The sequence below is a fragment of the Parasedimentitalea nitratireducens genome (genome assembly GCF_057444295.1).
The window spans coordinates 56,994-74,888 of sequence record NZ_JBYAXC010000012.1 but is presented as its reverse complement, the minus strand read 5'-3'; the positions used below and the strand labels follow the sequence as shown (position 1 = coordinate 74,888).

Sequence of the window (17,895 nt, the reverse complement as noted above, 5' to 3'; positions counted from 1 at the left end):
AGTGGCCCCGTCCAAGCGACGGGGCCACCGCCCCCAAGATTAGCCAAGCGACTTTCCTAACCTGCCGAAATTTCCAAAAGGAGCCAGCCATGACCAATCAAAATGCTGCCCCTTTCAGTACCGCTATTCAGCCGGTACCAAACCCAGTTCACGAAATTGCCATCATCATTCCCGAGGGTGCCGCGCCATCAGGTGCGCAGATGTTTCACGAGATGTTTCGTGCTGCCAATGATCTGATCCAATCTCGCCCCTATCGTATTGCGATGCACAGCCTGTCGGAACCATTGCGCGAAGATCCGCAACTGTGGCACCGCCGTACCGTTATTTTCCTAGGCGATATCCAAACCCGCTGGATTGTGCCCACTGCACAGCGCAGTCGCTTGCAACAGATGCTGCGTCTGGCCGGCCGGGTGGTTCTTGTGGGCGGCGCGGTGTTCCTGCCCCATGAAGCCGGCCAAAAGCCATCACAGCTGCTGGCCGTTCACCCCAATTTTGCCGCCGCCGCAGACGAAGAACAGCTGAACCGCTGCCCAGTCAGCCAGCGTGTGTTGTCGGATGGCCAAGTCAGCAGCGCCAGCAGCAGCTTTGCCGCCCTGCGCCTGCTGCTGGAACTGATCCGCGATGACCACGGCCAGCAGATTTCCAATGCACTGGGCCAGTATCTTGGCCTGTCTGAAAGCTCTGAACAGGAAATGAGCAAGGTCTCACTGCACCTGCGCCAACGCGCCTGTGGCGACAGCCTGATCGCCACCACATTGCAGCTGATGCAGGACCATCTCGAAGAACCCAAGCAGATCCGTGAATTGGCCCAGCAGGTTGGTGTATCCACCCGCAAACTGGAACGCCGCTTTCAGGACAAAACCGATACCACCCCTCTGGCGGCCTATCGCATGTTGCGGGTAGAGCGCGCCCACCAATTGCTGGTTCACACCGACCTGCCCCTGGCCGAGATTGTCGTTGCAACCGGCTTTGGGTCGCGCACTAATCTGCGCCACTGGGTGAAAAAGGGATACGGCACCAGCCCGCAAAGCCTGCGTCAGCAGTCCTTTGCCGGGGGAACCCCATCCGCACTGCCTGCCTGCGGATAGGGCATTGTTATTATTTCAGGCTGCGCGCGGCCTGAAACCTTATTGGCAGCTTGCCATCTGGCGGCCCAGATCTTCCAGCAATGCCGGATAAAACTGCGGCCCCAATGGCAAGCCCGTCCCCATCGGATCAATCACCGCTGTTTTGGCATGGCTCCCCAACACGGTTGCAACCAAGCCCGGATTGAACTGCGGCTCGGAAAACACACAAGTGACATTCAACTCAGCCACGGTTTCTTGGACCTCGGCAATCCGCGCGGGGCTTGGGGCCGATGCATCACTCAGTGAAATCGCACCCGAAGCAGAAAGGCCAAAGCTGGCTTCGAAATACTGATAGGCATCGTGGAACACCATAAAGTTGGAACTGCGAAACGGTGCCAGTACGTTGTCGACCTTTGCCACCGCAGCCGTGATCTCATCTTGCCCCGCAACTGCATTTGCGCGGTACAGATCAGCATTTTCAGGATCAAGCTGCGCCAGTTCCGCCGCAATCAGCCCCAGCCATAGTTTGCCGTTCTCTGGAGCAAGCCAGGCATGTGGATCGGCGCCTTCATGGTCGTGATCATCATGGTCATCATGGTGCTCTTCGCCATGTTCGTCGTGATGCTCGTCCTCATGATCCTCATGATGTTCGTCTTCGTGCTCCTCGTCATGGTAGGCAAATCTTGCGCCCTCACGAAACTCCATGACCTTGGTGCCCTCGGACTCCAATAGCTCAATCACACGCGCATCTGCGGCGAGCGTTTCAATGGATCCCTCCAGCCAAGGGGTCAGCCTGTGCCCCATCCAAATGACCAGATCCGCCTGATCCAACGCGCGCGCTTCGGATGGCCGCATCGAGTACCCATGTGGAGAGGCCCCCGGCTGCACCACCAGATCGGGGCTGCCAACGCTCTGCATCACCCGTGCCACCAAGCCGTGCACCGGCGCGATGTCGGTCGCAACACGCGGTGCCTCGGCCTGTACTGCCCCAGCCAAAGTGAAGGTTGCCACGGTCGAAAGAAAAGTAGTTCGGAGCATATCTGCCTCATGTAATCTTATAACATTACGCGGTTGATAAGTGTCATAACATAACATATCAAGCAGAAATATAAGCGACCAAGCGGAGACATGCCAAATGGGGTCCATCGGTTTTACAGCCCACGATCATGACAATTGCATCAGCGATGGCGTTGCCATTGCCGACAGCCACTGTTCCGCGCAAGGGCTGCAATTGACTCCGGTGCGCCGTCGCGTTTTGGAAATCCTGTTGCAAAAACACCGGGCTCTGGGCGCCTATGAAATTCTGGACCACCTGCGCGAAGAGGGTATGGGGTCGCAGCCCCCTGTCGCCTATCGCGCCTTGGATTTTCTGGTCAAACACGGCTTTGCCCATAAGATCGAGCGCCTGAACGCCTTTATCGCCTGTTCCCACCCCGGCGAAAATCACGCCCCCGTTTTTATGATCTGCCGCACCTGTGACGCCGTGGCCGAATCCCATACCGACCTCAGCGAGGGTCGTTTGGGCAAGCTCGCCGCCGAAGTTGGTTTTGTGATCGAACGCACCGTAGTCGAGGCCGAAGGTCTCTGCCCGAAATGCCAAGACAAGGCCGCCGCATGAGCCTTGTCACCCTGCAGGGCCTGACCATCCGGCACAGCGGTCATCCCGTGTTGTCCGGCGTCGACTTCAGCATTCAACCCGGTGAAATCGTCACCGTTGTTGGCCCCAATGGTTCCGGCAAATCCACCCTACTGCGCGCCATCATCGGAGCCCTGCAGCCCAGCACTGGCCAGGTCATCCGGGCCAAGGGCCTGCGCATTGGCTATGTCCCGCAGAAGCTGCACATCGACCCGACCCTGCCACTCACCGTGCGCCGGTTCCTGAGCCTGCCTAAACGCGTGCCCGATGCAGATGCAAAGCAGGCGCTGGAACAGGCCGGGGCTGGCCAACTGGCCAACCAACAAATGGCGGGCCTATCTGGCGGACAGTTCCAGCGAGTCCTGTTGGCGCGTGCTCTATTGTGCAATCCGCAATTGCTGATCCTGGACGAGGCCACCCAGGGGCTGGATCAACCTGGCTCGGCCTCGTTTTACCAGCAGATCGAAACCGTGCGTCAAAACCTTGGCTGTGCGGTGCTGATGGTCAGCCATGAACTACACGTGGTGATGGCCGCTTCGGATCGGGTGATCTGCCTGAATGGCCATGTCTGCTGCGAAGGTGAACCAGAACACGTTGCCTCGGCCCCGGAATACCGTGCGCTGTTTGGCACTGGAACCCATGGCGCTCTGGCCTTGTACCGGCACGAACACAACCATTCCCATGATCACGGATGTGACCATGACCACGAACCACACGAGGCGGCAGAATGAGCCTGCTTGACGACTTTATGATCCGCGCCGCGCTGGCCGGTGTCGGCGTTGCTATTGCCGCCGCGCCCCTGGGCTGTTTTGTGGTCTGGCGTCGGATGGCCTATTTTGGCGACGCGACCGCCCATGCTTCAATCCTCGGCGTGGCGCTGGCGCTTAGCTTTCAAACCTCGATCTTTGCCGGCGTTCTGGTGGTGTCTCTGCTGATGGCAACCACGGTCTCCACACTCAGCAGCCGCGGCTATGCTATGGACACTTTGCTGGGGGTGATGGCCCATTCAGCGCTGGCATTTGGTCTGGTGGCGGTGTCCTTTTTGCAAGGCGTCCGGATTGATCTGATGGCCTATCTATTTGGTGATATTCTGGCTGTTGGGCACCTTGATTTATCGATAATCTGGGGTGGTGCCTTGTTGGTGCTGGCGCTGTTATGGTGGCGCTGGTCGGCCCTGCTGACGGCAACACTGAATCCCGATCTGGCTTATGCCGCCGGTATCGATCCACGACGTGAACAGATGGTCCTGACCATTGCACTAGCGCTGGTTGTTGCTGTGGCCATCAAGGTTGTAGGGGTCCTTCTGATCGCCGCAATGTTGATTATCCCCGCCGCTACCGCGCGCTCTTTTGCCCGCACGCCCGAACGCATGGCGCTGATGGCAGCGACTGTTGGCGGTGCCTCAGCCCTTGGCGGATTACAGCTCGCCTTTACCTTTGACACCCCAACCGGGCCAACAATTGTCTGCCTGGCGGCGGTTCTGTTTACAGTCTCCAGCCTCGGCCGCCTGCTGTATCGAGGTGCCTAAAACCAAGTATTACGTGCTCAGGTCCCAGTCCTGAGCACGTCTTCATCATCTGACATTTCCTCAATCGCACCCCACAAAGCCTTTTTGTTGATCGGCTTGCTCAGGAAACTATCCATTCCCGCTTTAAGACATCTCTCTTTGTCAGCAGGCATCGCATTTGCAGTCAGCGCAATGATCGGGCAATGGTGCAGATTGCGATTTTCTTCCATCTCGCGAATGATCATGGTCGCCTCAAGACCATCCATCTCGGGCATCATCATATCCATCAAGATGACATCGGGCTGTTCATCCCTGTACAGTTGAACGGCCTCGACACCGTTCTGGGCAACAATAATTTCAGCCGAGGCATCTTTGAGCATTTTGCGTACAACTAGCTGGTTGGTTTTATTATCTTCCGCCAGCAGGATTTGCAGCGTCTTATGTTCATGCGATCGGGGCTTAGACGCGGTCGCGCCCGATTGGCGTGCAGATCCCGGGCGCAAGCTCCGGCTGATAACACTATGAAGCTGGGTTGAACGCACCGGTTTCAGCGCCAGCTCACAATATCCCAGTTCCTGGCGCGTTTTGGTGTCCAGTGACTGTTCAACCGACGACAAGATCACCAGTGGCAGTTTTGCGTGGTCGGGAATGGCGCGAATTGCATAGGCCAACTCGCAGCCATCCATGCCAGGCATCTGATAGTCCTGCAGAACGAAGTCAAAACTCTCACCACGCGCCCGGTTTTCCGCCAGAACCGCTAGCGCTTCTTCTCCCGAGGCCGCCAAGTCACATTGCAAGCCCCAGCTTGTGAGACGTTCAAACAAAATTGTACGGTTCAGGGCAAGATCATCAACCACCAGAACCCGCAGACCCTTTAGCTCAACAAAGTCCGGTAGACTGACCTCGCAGTTTTTAGCGCTGACCGCCAGTGGCAGGCTGATTGAAAACACCGAGCCGCCGCCGAGGTTGGCTCTTGCGGAAATATCGCCGCCCATCAGTCGGAGCAAACGCGTTGAAATCGCCAGCCCCAACCCTGTGCCCTCAAAGTTCCGTGTCGCGGCACCATCAACTTGTTCAAACGCGTTAAAGATATGATCGATCTTGTCCTCAGGAATACCAATCCCTGTATCTGTAACCGTGATAATCAGATCGCTCAGCTCACCTTTGGTGCTGCCAGTGACGTCAATGAAGACATAGCCTTCCATCGTGAATTTGACCGCATTGCCCACGATGTTGGTAATCACCTGTCGGATTCGCCCCACATCTCCTTCAAACACCGCCGGCAGATCAGGCGCATAGCGCAGCGTGATTTCGACACCTTTGTCAGCCGCTGTTGGCGCCAACAGGGTCACCACATCCTCAAACGCGATCTGCAGGTTAAAGGTCTCGGCCTCCAGCTTCATCTTGCCAGCCTCAATCTTTGAGAAATTGAGAATGTCATTGATGATCGTCAGCAATGCCGCCCCTGATGTGGCAATGGTATCGGCATACATCTTCTGGTCTTCGTCCAGATCAGTTTCAAGGATCAGCTCGGCCATGCCAATCACCCCGTTCATCGGGGTTCGGATTTCATGGGACATATTGGCCAGGAATTCGGATTTTGCCCCGTTGGCAATATCCGCTGCCTCGCGGGCGTGCTCTAGGGCGTATTCACGTTCGTCCCGCTCAACAAAGGTGTCTTCCATCACCCCAACTGAAAAGTTCAGCGCCCAGAACTCACGCGAAGCATACCAGGGCAAAGGTATAGTCGGGCGTTTGAGGCCTGAAATAGCGTCTGACATGCGCTGGTGAATCATCTGTAACGGCCGCATTGCCAGCATATGGGTCAGGAACAAGACCAGCAGCGACAGAGCCGCGACCGACAGAACAGTCCACCAAATCGTCAGTCGCACTTTTTCCTGCACCATAATCTGGCCTTCGCTGGTCGACCACTTGACCACCATGTGCCCAAAGACAACACCGTCCCATTCCATCGGGCGGTCATACATCACATGGCTCGAGCTTTCCGCTGTCGGCGCGGCGTTGGACTCTGCGATGATGGTTCGATCCTCACTCAGGATTTGAATGGCCAAAAGCTTGGGATTGCGGGCGATGGCCTCGTTCAATCCGGTTTCCAAAACCGGTACATCTTCGACAATAATGGCATCCAGCATCAAACCGCTCAGCAGAGACACCGTAAGGTCTGCCTGCTCAGCCAACTGCTGAGTCAATTGCTGCGTTTCATATCGGCGCGCAAGGTCGCCAACAACCCAGGCCACCAAAGCGGCGGCCAGGGCCATCGACACAACAATTTGAAATAAAATGCCAGATCGTTTCATCAGTTTGGACTTCCAACGTCATTAAAAAAGGTGGCTTCTCTCCATCGCGCGGCGGACAAAATCATAGTCAGCGTCCGTGCCCTCCAAGAAACCGTTTTTGGAAATTTTGCGTAGAATTTCTTCATTGTCAGATGCCATCATCACCCGGCGCATGGCCTCTACAACAGCCGGTGACACATTGGCGCTCGCCAACCAGGGTTTGGTGACATTGTTAAAGGACATCAGCACCCGGATCGGAACACCCTTGGCGACCAATTTCTTGTAGGTGCTTTCCTTAAGTGCGCCAGCAACAAACCGTCCCGCGCCGACAGCTTCACCAACAAGGTCATGCCGCCCCAGATATTCATAGCTTTGTAAATCGGTGCTGCTGATACCTGCATCCAGCAAATGGGCCTGAGCCAGATATCGGCCAATGGTGGACAACTCGTCCCCAAACGCAAAGCTCTGCCCTGCCAATTGCTCCAGCGATTGAATTTCGCTGTCCGTGTGAACAACGATAACCCCGTTGAACCGCTTCTTGCCCTTTTTGGACTCCATGCTCACCAGTTGCACACCGGGATTTTGCTCCACGACATGAACATAAGACGCAGGGCCAAAACGAGCAAAATCTACTTCGCCCTCGGCTAGCTGATCGATGCTAACTTCATATTCCTTGGCGATCTTCATTTTGATAGTAACGCGTTCACCCAATTCCGCACTCATCTGCTCGGCCAAATACGACAGAAACGGACGGTACTTTTTAACCGTCTCGGTCGGTTTGTCCGCAGCATAAGTCCCAAAAGTCAGGGTCACGTCAGACATAGCTGCCATCGGCAACAAACATAAGGATGCGGTCACCACCGCAGCGCTCATTTTAGAGACCATACCCAATTTGGGCAGGTACGTACTGATCACTCGTAAACACAACATTAGGCAGGTCATTTTAATTTCCTTAGGTTGCAAGTCTGGTGCAAAAACCAATTCGTTCCCAAACCCAGATTGATCACACCGATGAAAACATAAGGTTAACCAGAACTCTAAGTGGTTCCATTCTTTCACGATAAAACTGATTTTTTACTGAATCGTTAACCATTCAGTAAGGATTACGGCGTTTTCATGACAACTTGACATAAATTTTATGAAGCGGCGCGAATCCGTCCGACGGGAAAACACGTGAGAAGCTATTTTAATGCTGCGATCCGGCCAAGGATCAACAAACAGACTCAACCGATATTGCTATCGGCAGCGGCCCTTTTTCTACTTCCGGCAACGGCCAATGCAATTCCTTCGCCTGAATTGGTCATTGGTTCTGTCTCCTCTCTGGGGCAAGTGTTTGCAGTTGGCATCGCAATGGTTTCGGGGCTTGGCGCCGTCATTGCAACCAAACTGGGGTTTTCTCCCAAAAAAGGCGGATCCGCAGTCCGTTATCCTGTCAAGCTTATTGTATCACTGGTGGGGATCACGCTTGCGCTGTTGGCGCTGAACTACTGGCAATATAGCACTCAAAACACCGCCGAGATGGCCCGACTGCAGTCAACATTGGTGCGCCCTGCTCAGTTCGCAGGCACCGAAATCAAAGATGAAACGCTAAAAGAAACAAGCTTCTCCAAGCAATCCGAGCACCCATTGGGGATCTCAACCTCCGAAGCCGCCGCACTGCTGGCCCAAGGCAGCACCCCGTTTTACGATATCCGTGAAACAGGTGAAAACGCCATGGGCACCCTGCCCGGCGCAACCCACATCCGCTTCCCTGATTTCCTGCAATCGCAGCCTATCTCCGCTGGCGACTCAGTTGTTCTGTTTTGCCACAACGGCAACCGCAGTTCGGAAACTTGTGAAAAACTGGCCGCAATGGGCATCGACTGTCGCTTTATCTCGGGCGGTATCGAAAAATGGATTGTCGAAGGCAATGGCTTTAGCGATGCCGAGGTCAAATCCCTGTCAGATCTGCGCGCAATCCCTGAATACACCAATAAGGACGTCTTGCTAAGCACCGATGATTTCAAAACGCTGCTGGATACCGAAGATCTTCAAATCGTAGATACCCGCTATCCGGGCGACTTCGAGTCTGGCCATCTACCGGGCGCCGTCAATATCCCAATTCGTGCTCTCCCAACAGATGAGTTAATGCAGAGAATATCTGCTTTGGACCCAAACAAGCCCGCAATTGCGGCCTGTTATGACCGTCGAAGTTGTTTCATGGGCCAGGTGCTGGGGCTGGAACTGGCGCAAAAAGACTTTGATTTCCGGGGCCGCTATACTCTGCCGTGGGAGTTCTTTATTCCCCCTGCCCCCAAACCCCACATCCAAGATTGGCAAGCCGCACAGAACTCTGGCCTCTGGGATCAGGCGATCTCGGCTGTTGCCACTGCCCTGCTCTGGGTTCACGAGCGTAGCCATATCTTGCTTGGCCTGTTTGGCCTGTCGCTTCTGACCCGCCTGCTGGTTCTGCCGGTGGCGCTGAAGTCCGAACGTGATCAGATCACCACCGCCGAAACCGCGGATGAAATGAAAGAGCTTAAGGCCAAGCTGTCGGATGATCCGGTGCGCAAGGCCCGGGCTGTGCAGGCGTTTTATGCCGACAAGGGGCTGACCCCAATGCGCAACCTCACCGCGCTGCTGTTCCTGCCGGTGATGATGCTGGGCGTATCCGCCGCGCAAGAGGCCAGCGCTTCGTTGCAAACCTCGTTCCTGTGGATGGCTGATCTGGGTGTTCCGGATCCAACCTTCCTAATGCCGGTGTTGTTCTGCGTGCTGGCCGCGATCTATCTGGTCTGGGCCGTGGCCAAGACCCAGCGTCAAACCAAACTGTGGCTAGGTTTGGGTGTGCCGGTCCTGTTTGCCATGGTGTTCAGCCTCAGCGCCGCCGCCAATGCCTATCTGTGCTGCAGTCTGGCCCTGTTGCTGGTGCAACGTGCCTATGTCACCGGCATGTTTGGCAGGCTGCGCCAGTCGTTGACCGAGCGTGCGCATAAGCAATCCCTGCGCAAACTACCACGCGGTGTCGTCCCCATGGGCTATACCGAAGAGCTTGAAACCTCGGGCAACAAGGCCCTGCGCCTGTCTGTTTTGAAGAACGCAGGTCTGCCGGTTCCCGGTGGTGTTGTGGTGCGCTCTGACGCGATCAGTGACTATCGTCAAATGTCGCAGCCTCAGAAACAAAACTTTGCCGCCAAGGTCTGGGATCTGGCGGGTCAGAAACCCTGTGCCGTGCGCAGCTCGGCTTGCAACGAAGACGGCGCCGATCAAAGCTTTGCGGGCGTGTTTGAATCGGTACTCGACGTCAACGCCGACACCATGCGCAGCGCATTGGACGAGGTGGTCGACAGCTTCGCATCCGAACGCGCGGCTAGCTATGACATTGCCGCCAATGACGAAAACGCGGGCAATATCCTGGTGCAACAGATGGTGCAGGCCGATTACGCAGGCGTCATGTTTACCCAAGATCCAACCGCACCGGGCATGGTGATGATCGAATGGGTCAAAGGCTGCGGCGAAGACCTTGTGTCGGGCCGTGTTACCCCCACCTCGCTGCGCTTTGGCCGCTATACCAACTTGCCTGCCGATGCAGAACAGGACCAGACGCTGGACATGGCACCACTTCTAGAGCTGGGTCGCCAGATCGAACAAACGTTCGGCTGCCCACAAGATGTGGAATGGGCCTACGCCAATGGCGAGTTCCAAATCGTGCAAAGCCGCGACATCACCACCCTGAATCTGGGCACCGAGCAAGAGCAGATCCGCCTGGGTGAATGGCGCAACGTGCTGGATCGCTTTGCCGATGCCGACCCGGATCAGACCATTCTGGAACAGGACGAAATGTCCGAGGTTCTGCCGCGACCAACCCCCCTGTCCTTCTCGCTGATGGGCCGCATGTGGTCCCCGGGTGGCAGCGTTGATCTGGCCTGTCGTGATCTGGGCGTCCCCTATGGCCTGCCCGAAGGCGACGAGGGGCATATGGTCAACCTGTTTGGCAAAACCTATGTCGATGTAGCGCTGAAGCAGGGCATGACCTTGAACCTTACGGCGTCAAAGGCCAAGCAACTGCGCAAGAAAGCGCGGCCAATGATCGACAACTTCCGCAACACAGTGATGCCTGATCTGGGTGAACAACTGGCGCTGTGGCAGGCGGTCGACTATACTGCCCTGCCGCGCCCAAAACTGATCGAGGCAATCGACACTCTGCAACAAATACTGGTGCAGGACATCTATGTCGAAGCCGAGAAGATCAACATCTTGGCAGGCTTCACCATGGGCGAAGCCAACACCGCCGCGCAGGATGACCCTGACTTGCGCAAACACCTGATGCAGGCCGAACTGCCTAATGCACCGTCCAGCCTGATTGCCAGCTGCAAGGGTAAATCGGCACAAACCAAGGCGCTGCAGCTGATGGGGCACCGGTCGATCTTTGACTACGAACTGAGTTCGCCGCGCTATATCGAGGCGCCAACCATGCTGTGGTCGCTGATGGATGGATCGGAAGAGACCAAAACCGCAACACGCCCCCCGGCCAATCTGCCCGGAGAGCTGAGCGATGTGCTGGAACTGGGCGTCGCCTTCCAGGATCTCAAAGAGCAGGCCAAACACGAGGCCCTGCGTGTGGTTGCCGAAATCCGCCGCGCTGTTCTGGCCCTTGGCCGTGTCAGCAAGCTGGATGATCTGATCTTCCACCTGACACTGGACGAAGTGCTTGAAGCCGACTGGACCAAAGTGAGCGTACTGCGTGACTTGGCACAGTCACGCAAAAATCAGGGCGAGCTGCGCAAGAAGTCGTCTTGCAACGAAGTCAGCCTCACCCTGCGCGACTGCGAAATGTTATCGCTCGGCAAACTGGCGCAAACCGATGATGGCACCCTTGGCGGCACCTGCGTTGCAGGCTCTGGGGCGGTCACCGGACGGGTATTCTGGGTCGAGGATGAAAGCTCGATTGATCCCGCCACCTTTGATGGCTTCTGTGATGGCGACATTCTTGTCTGCCGCATGATCAACCCAGGCTGGTTGCCCTGGGTACAGCGGTCTGGCGCGGTCCTGTCCGAGGTCGGCGGCTGGCTCAGCCATATGGCAATTGTCGCCCGCGAAAAGGACATCCTGATGCAGGTGGCCTGCAAGGGGCTTGATCAACTCGACACCGGCAACCGTGTCACCGTCTCCGAAGACGGCAGCATCGAGTTGCAGCAGGTTGCCGAGCTAAAAGTGGTTTCGGCCTAAATAGCTCAATGGTTTCGCCCGGCGGCACGCCGGGCGGCGCCTGACCTTCCCCCCGGGAAGGCTAACCCTTAACCCTATTGGCAAATACGGCCCCACACCACTCATTAAAGTCTAGATGGTTCCAGAGAACCCGGTGTTGTAAGGCCTGACAGACCATCTGTTTTGCACTTGCCCTTTGCCGCACAAATGGTCTCAATCCCCTTATGGACCAGCCGCAAACCTCCCGCATTCTGCAGGTGCTCAAAACCCGTATCGACACCCTGCCGCCCAAGCTGAAAAGCGCCGCCAAATATATCATCGACAACCCCGGTGACTTTGGCCTCGATCCGGTGCGTGTGACGGCCGCCAAAATCGGCATCAGCGCCAATTCTCTGGTACGGCTGGCGGAAATTCTAGGGTTTGAGACCTTTGATGCCCTGCGCGACCCATTCCGCTCCGCTCTGCTCACCTCGCATGACATGGATTTTGGCCAGGACTGGCTGGATCAGATGGCCAAATCCGGCCCCACTGGACAGTTGCAAGCCAAAGTCGCCCAGAACGAGATGAACATTGTCTCCCGCTCGCTGCGTCTAATGACCCCTGAGCGCGTTCAGGCCATCACAGCAGCCCTCACCTCAGCTCAGCGTTGTTACGTCACTGCAACCCGCGCCAGCTACGCTCTGGCCTATTATTTCCACTATGTGGGGCGCATGGCGCTGCCCAACCTTGAACTGGTGCCCCGCCACATGGGGTCAGCGGTGGACGACCTCCAAGACATGCAGGCCGAGGACTGCCTGCTAGCCTTTACCTTTGCCCCCTACTCGGCCGAAACCATCCAGGCGCTGAAAATGGCCAAATCCCGTGGCGCCAAGCTGATTGTGATTTCCGACAGCGAAGTCATCGCCCCCGGTATCAGCCCCGACCATGTGCTGGCCGTGGCCGCCAACTCGCTGCACCCCTTTGGATGTTACGCCGGCGCCATGGTGGTGCTGGAATGCCTGCTGAGCCATCTGATCGATGCTGGCGGCAAAGACGCCCACCAGCGCATTGCCGAATACGAGGCGCTACGTCGGGATACTGGCGCCTATTGGACCGGCCCCAAACTGCCGCGGATCAGCGAGGGCTAGCCCCTCTTCGCCCGGACGATAGGCCGGGCAGCACCCGCCCGCCCCGACGGCGGGTGCTTTCGCACCGCCTCGGTCGGGCACTGCCCTCAAGTTTACCAAACAATTGGTGCGGCTTCGCGATTAGCCCTTAGTCGCGCGAATACACGTCCTCATAGCGGATGATGTCATCCTCACCCAAGTAGCTGCCGGTCTGCACCTCGATCAGCACCATCGGAACCTTGCCCGGGTTCTCCATCCGGTGCACCGCACCCAGCGGAATGTAGACCGACTGATTTTCGCTCACCAGCTTCACCTCGTCATCCACCGTCACCCGGGCGGTGCCTTCGACCACGATCCAGTGTTCTGACCGGTGGTGATGGCTCTGCAAGCTCAGCGCCGCACCGGGGTGGACCACGATGCGTTTCACCTGGAACCGCTCTCCCACCACCAGGCTTTCAAACCAGCCCCAGGGTCGGTGATCCTTGGGGAACGCTGTCGCCTGTTTGGCCTGCTTCTCTTTCAGCGCCGCCACCGCCTTTTTCACATCCTGTGTGCGGCTGGCATCCGCCACCAAAACCGCATCTGGCATCGCCACAGTGATGATGTTTTTCAGCCCGATGCCAACAACCTCCAGCCCATCGTCCTCGGACCGCAGCAAACTGTTGTCGCAATCGATCGCGGTGGCATTGGCCGAGGTCACAACCCCGCGCGCATCCGGCCCCGCCTCGCGCCACACCGCATCCCAACCGCCCAGGTCCGACCAACCGGCTGCAAAGGGCACCACGGTCAGATTGTCCGCCCGCTCCATCACCGCATAGTCGATCGAGATGTCATCCGCCCCGCCCCAGGCATCCGGGTCCAGCCGCAAAAAGCCAAGGTCAGGCTTGCCCTGATCCACCGCCGCCTGCACTGGCTGCATCAACTCGGGCGCATGGGCTTTGAACGCATCAACAATGGTCTTGACCGAGAACAAGAAGATCCCGGCATTCCACAGGTAATTCCCCGCCGCCAGCATCGCTTCGGCTGTCTCAATATCTGGTTTCTCAACAAACCGCTTCAGCCCAATGGCACGCGGCGAGAAGTCGCCTGCATCGCCATCCAGCTCCAGATAACCATAGCCGGTTTCCGCATGGGTCGGCTTGATGCCAAAGGTCACCAACTGCCCATCCCGCGCAGCCGCCTCGCCCGCCGATACGGCCGCGCGGAACGCTGGCGCATCGGGCACCACGTGATCCGAAGGCGCCACCAGCATCAGCCCATCGGGGTCTGACTTTTGCAGATACAACGCCGCCGCCAGAACCGCAGGCGCGGTATTGCGCCCCTCGGGTTCAATCAAGATCGCACCAGGATCAATCCCCACCTCAGCCAGCTGTTCGGTGACAATGAACCGAAAATCGGAATTGGTCAGCACCAGCGGTGCACCATAACCCTCGCCCATCAGCCGCTGCGCCGAGGCCTGGAACAGAGTGGTATCGCCAATCAGCGGCGAGAACTGCTTGGGGTAGCTCTTGCGCGACAGAGGCCAAAGCCGTGTACCGGATCCGCCGCACATAATGATGGGGGTAATCATGGTGGTTTCCTAACGGTTATTTCTGACGCAATTCAGTTTCATCCAGGGCCAGGAACCACGCATAGGTTTCCTTGATCCCCGCCTCCAGCGCAACGCTGGCGCTCCAGCCCATCTGGGCCAGCCGCGACACATCCATCAGCTTACGCATGGTGCCGTCAGGTTTCGAGGTATCCTGTGTGATCTTACCAGTGAAGCCAGTGACCCGCGCCACCAGTTCAGCCAGCTCGCGGATGGTTACATCTGTGCCCGATCCAACATTGATGTGGCTCAGCATCGGCTCGGTATTGGCGGCATAACTTTCAGCATCCAGATCCAGCACAAACAGGCTGGCCGCTGCCATATCATCCACATGCAGGAACTCGCGCATCGGCTTGCCCGATCCCCAAATCACCACTTCTTCGGCCCCCGACTGCGCCGCCTCGTGAAAGCGACGGATCAAGGCAGGCAGGACGTGGCTGTTCTCAGGATGGAAATTGTCACCGGGACCATACAGGTTGGTTGGCATGACCGAGCGATAATCGGTGCCATACTGCCGGTTGTAGCTTTCGCACAGCTTGATGCCCGCAATTTTGGCGATGGCATAGGGCTCGTTTGTCGGCTCCAGCGTGCCGGTCAGCAGCGCATCCTCTGCCATCGGCTGATCCGCCAGTTTGGGATAGATACAGCTCGATCCCAATTGCAGCAGCTTGGTCACCCCGGCCTGATAGGCCGCGTGGATCACGTTGCATTCAATCATCAGGTTTTCATAGATGAACTGCGCCGGGTAAGAGTTGTTGGCAACAATCCCCCCCACCTTGGCCGCCGCCAGAATCACCTGATCGGGTTTCTCGGCCTCAAAAAACGCCTGAACAGCAGCCTGATTGGTCAGATCAAGCTCGGCTGAGGTACGGGTGATCAACTCATGCCCGCCCTGCGCCTGTAACTGACGCAGGATGGCACCGCCGACCATGCCGCGATGACCTGCCACATAGATCCGCATTGCTTAACCCTCGACACTCACAGGGACGTCCATGCCATGCTGCTGCAACAGCGCATGACGACGAGCCGTTTTCAGATCCTCGGCCGCCATTTCAGCGCACATTTCCTGCACGGTGATTTCCGGCACCCAACCCAGCTTTTCCTTGGCCTTGGTTGGATCCCCCAGCAGGGTCTCCACCTCGGCCGGGCGGAAATAGCGCGGGTCAATCCGCATCACCACATCGCCGACCTTAAGCGCCGGGGCATTGTCGCCACTGATTGCCGCCACGGTGGCGACCTCATCCAGACCACTGCCGGTGAATTCTAGCGTGATACCCAGCTCTTCGGCCGACCACTGCACAAATTGGCGCACCGAATATTGCACGCCGGTGGCAATGACAAAATCCTCAGGGGTATCTTGTTGCAGCATCATCCACTGCATCCGCACATAGTCCTTGGCATGGCCCCAGTCGCGCAGCGCATCGATGTTGCCCAGATGCAGACAGTCCTCGAGCCCCTGCGAAATATTGGCCAAAGCCCGGGTGATCTTGCGAGTCACAAAGGTCTCACCGCGGCGCGGGCTCTCGTGGTTGAACAGGATGCCGTTGCAGGCATACATGCCATAGGCCTCGCGGTAGTTCACTGTGATCCAATAGGCGTACATCTTGGCCACCGCATAGGGGCTGCGCGGATGGAACGGTGTAGTCTCGGTCTGCGGCGTTTCCTGCACCAACCCGTAAAGTTCCGATGTCGAAGCCTGATAGAATTTGGTCTTCTTCTCTAGGCCCAGAAAGCGAATCGCTTCCAGCAATCTGAGCGTGCCCATGGCATCCACGTCGGCTGTATATTCGGGGGCCTCGAAGCTCACCGCCACATGGGACTGCGCGCCGAGGTTATAGACCTCGTCCGGCTGCACCTCTTGGATGATCCGGGTCAGGTTCGAACTGTCGCTCAGATCGCCATAATGCAGTTTGAAATTGGCATGGTCCGTATGCGGATCCTGATAGATGTGATCCACCCGCTGGGTGTTGAACGATGACGCCCGGCGTTTGATACCGTGAACCTCGTATCCTTTTTCCAACAGAAACTCTGCCAGATAGGATCCGTCCTGACCGGTAACCCCGGTGATAAGTGCTGTCTTGGTCATCTAATCGCCAATCATAAATGAGTCCCGCGCTGGGAGTTGTCCCAGACATGCCATTGGCGCGGGTTCAGTTCAATAGCCGCTCCCCTGCCCAGCTTACAGGCGCAGGTCCGACTGATCTGCGGGCAGGATGTATTTCAGGTCATAAACCAGAGCCCCCGCTTTGCCCAAAGCCCGAATTTGCTCCCCCCCCATGGCGCGGAACTCGTCATGGGCCACCGCCAAGACGATCCCGTCATAGCACCGCGGTTGCAGCTCCTGCACCAGATCCAGCCCAAATTCCGCCTTGGCATCGGCTGCGGCAACATTGGGATCATGCACCTCAACCGCCACGCCGAACTCTTCGAGCCCACGCACCACATCGATCACCCGTGTATTGCGCAGATCGGGGCAGTTTTCCTTGAACGTCAGCCCCATCACCAGAATCCGCGCATCCGCCACCTGGATCCGCTGTTTCAGCATCGCCTTGATCATCGATTGCGCAACATAGTCGCCCATGCCGTCATTCAACCGCCGCCCCGCCAACAGTACCTCGGGGTGATAGCCCAGCTGCTCGGCCTTGTGCGTCAGGTAATAGGGATCCACACCAATGCAGTGCCCCCCGACAAGACCGGGACGGAAGGGCAGGAAATTCCACTTACTGCCCGCCGCCTGCAACACCGCCTCGGTATCTATGTCCATGCGGTTGAAAATCTTGGCCAGCTCGTTGATCAACGCAATGTTGATGTCGCGTTGGCTGTTTTCAATCACCTTGGCGGCCTCGGCCACCCGAATGCTCTCGGCGCGGTGGGTGCCGACAGTGACAATCTCATTATACAGCGCATCAACCCGGTCGGCCGTTTCAGGTGTCGAGCCCGATGTGACTTTGACGATATTGGTCAGTCTGCGGGTCTTGTCACCCGGATTGATCCGCTCAGGACTGTAACCAACAAAGAAATCGCGATTAAAACCCAGCCCCGACTGCGCCTCCAGAATGGGGACGCAATCCTCTTCGGTGGCGCCGGGGTAAACGGTGGATTCGTATATCACGAGATCACCCGGCGCCAGCACCTGCCCCACCAGTTGCGAGGCCTGCTCTAGCGGTCCCATGTCAGGGCGGCGGCTGGCATCAATCGGGGTGGGCACAGTGACGATATAGATGTTGCAGTTGGCAATCTCGGACACATCACTGGCAAAGCGCAGATATTCGGCCTGCGCCAGTTCATCCGGTTCAATCTCGCGGGTCAGATCCCGGCCCTGTTTCAGCTGGTCAATCCGGTCCTGATTGATGTCAAAGCCCACCACCGGGCGCGTCTTGCCAAACTCCACCGCCAGCGGCAGCCCGACATAGCCCAGGCCAATCACACAGATCTGATCCGCTACAGCGCTCATCTTAGTCTCCTGATCAGGGATCATTCCCTGCCCCTCTCCTATAAGTCACCGGC

General features: G+C 57.3%; 13 protein-coding genes. 6 read left to right on the top strand and 7 right to left on the bottom strand.

Going from position 1 to position 17,895, the window contains the following annotated elements:
- Positions 1 to 89: 89 nt before the first annotated feature.
- On the top strand, positions 90 to 1,088 hold the full coding sequence (locus AC2T28_RS21565) for a helix-turn-helix domain-containing protein (RefSeq protein WP_486750710.1): 999 nt from the start codon (positions 90 to 92) through the stop codon (positions 1,086 to 1,088).
- Positions 1,089 to 1,127: 39 nt separating this feature from the next.
- Here the strand turns inward: AC2T28_RS21565 and AC2T28_RS21560 are convergent, their stop codons facing one another.
- A complete protein-coding gene (locus tag AC2T28_RS21560) occupies positions 1,128 to 2,105 on the bottom strand; it encodes a zinc ABC transporter substrate-binding protein (protein ID WP_486750709.1) in 978 nt (325 codons plus the stop codon).
- A 97-nt stretch (positions 2,106 to 2,202) separates the two neighbouring features.
- On the opposite strand from AC2T28_RS21560, the gene AC2T28_RS21555 reads away from it, so the two are divergent.
- From AC2T28_RS21555 to AC2T28_RS21545, 3 genes are read left to right on the top strand one after another with little or no spacing between them, the layout of a single operon-like run.
- Complete coding sequence (locus tag AC2T28_RS21555) at positions 2,203 to 2,685, top strand: transcriptional repressor (RefSeq protein ID WP_486750708.1); 483 nt, start codon at positions 2,203 to 2,205, stop codon at positions 2,683 to 2,685.
- Complete coding sequence (locus AC2T28_RS21550; RefSeq protein WP_486750707.1) at positions 2,682 to 3,434, top strand: ATP-binding cassette domain-containing protein; 753 nt, start codon at positions 2,682 to 2,684, stop codon at positions 3,432 to 3,434. Before AC2T28_RS21555 ends, AC2T28_RS21550 begins: the two co-directional genes overlap by 4 nt.
- Positions 3,431 to 4,231, top strand: a complete 801-nt coding sequence (locus tag AC2T28_RS21545; RefSeq protein ID WP_486750706.1) for a metal ABC transporter permease — start codon at positions 3,431 to 3,433, stop codon at positions 4,229 to 4,231. Before AC2T28_RS21550 ends, AC2T28_RS21545 begins: the two co-directional genes overlap by 4 nt.
- Before the next feature lie 17 nt (positions 4,232 to 4,248).
- Here AC2T28_RS21545 and AC2T28_RS21540 read toward each other — a convergent pair whose 3' ends face one another.
- Both AC2T28_RS21540 and AC2T28_RS21535 read right to left on the bottom strand, forming a co-directional pair.
- The gene (locus AC2T28_RS21540; RefSeq protein WP_486750705.1) at positions 4,249 to 6,528 is read right to left on the bottom strand and encodes a response regulator; all 2,280 of its coding nucleotides are present in this window, start codon (positions 6,526 to 6,528) and stop codon (positions 4,249 to 4,251) included.
- Positions 6,529 to 6,549: 21 nt separating this feature from the next.
- Positions 6,550 to 7,392, bottom strand: a complete 843-nt coding sequence (locus AC2T28_RS21535) for a PhnD/SsuA/transferrin family substrate-binding protein (protein ID WP_486750704.1) — start codon at positions 7,390 to 7,392, stop codon at positions 6,550 to 6,552.
- A gap of 465 nt (positions 7,393 to 7,857) precedes the next feature.
- Here AC2T28_RS21535 and AC2T28_RS21530 point away from each other — a divergent pair, with 465 nt between their 5' ends.
- Both AC2T28_RS21530 and AC2T28_RS21525 read left to right on the top strand, forming a co-directional pair.
- Positions 7,858 to 11,715: a PEP/pyruvate-binding domain-containing protein gene (locus AC2T28_RS21530; RefSeq protein WP_486750723.1), complete on the top strand. Its 3,858-nt coding sequence runs from the start codon at positions 7,858 to 7,860 to the stop codon at positions 11,713 to 11,715.
- A 203-nt stretch (positions 11,716 to 11,918) separates the two neighbouring features.
- Complete coding sequence (locus AC2T28_RS21525) at positions 11,919 to 12,821, top strand: MurR/RpiR family transcriptional regulator (RefSeq protein ID WP_486750703.1); 903 nt, start codon at positions 11,919 to 11,921, stop codon at positions 12,819 to 12,821.
- 127 nt (positions 12,822 to 12,948) lie between these two features.
- Here AC2T28_RS21525 and AC2T28_RS21520 read toward each other — a convergent pair whose 3' ends face one another.
- The 4 genes from AC2T28_RS21520 to tviB all read right to left on the bottom strand — a co-directional run bounded on the left by AC2T28_RS21520 (position 12,949) and on the right by tviB (position 17,842).
- Positions 12,949 to 14,370, bottom strand: a complete 1,422-nt coding sequence (locus tag AC2T28_RS21520; protein ID WP_486750702.1) for a mannose-1-phosphate guanylyltransferase/mannose-6-phosphate isomerase — start codon at positions 14,368 to 14,370, stop codon at positions 12,949 to 12,951.
- A gap of 16 nt (positions 14,371 to 14,386) precedes the next feature.
- Complete coding sequence (gene fcl / locus AC2T28_RS21515; protein WP_486750701.1) at positions 14,387 to 15,349, bottom strand: GDP-L-fucose synthase; 963 nt, start codon at positions 15,347 to 15,349, stop codon at positions 14,387 to 14,389.
- 3 nt (positions 15,350 to 15,352) lie between these two features.
- Positions 15,353 to 16,474 carry a GDP-mannose 4,6-dehydratase gene (gene gmd, locus AC2T28_RS21510; protein ID WP_486750700.1) on the bottom strand — a complete coding sequence of 374 codons (1,122 nt, stop codon included), beginning with the start codon at positions 16,472 to 16,474 and terminating at the stop codon, positions 15,353 to 15,355.
- A gap of 93 nt (positions 16,475 to 16,567) precedes the next feature.
- Positions 16,568 to 17,842 (bottom strand): Vi polysaccharide biosynthesis UDP-N-acetylglucosamine C-6 dehydrogenase TviB, encoded by a 1,275-nt coding sequence (tviB, locus tag AC2T28_RS21505; protein WP_486750699.1) that lies wholly within the window; start codon positions 17,840 to 17,842, stop codon positions 16,568 to 16,570.
- Positions 17,843 to 17,895 lie beyond the last annotated feature (53 nt).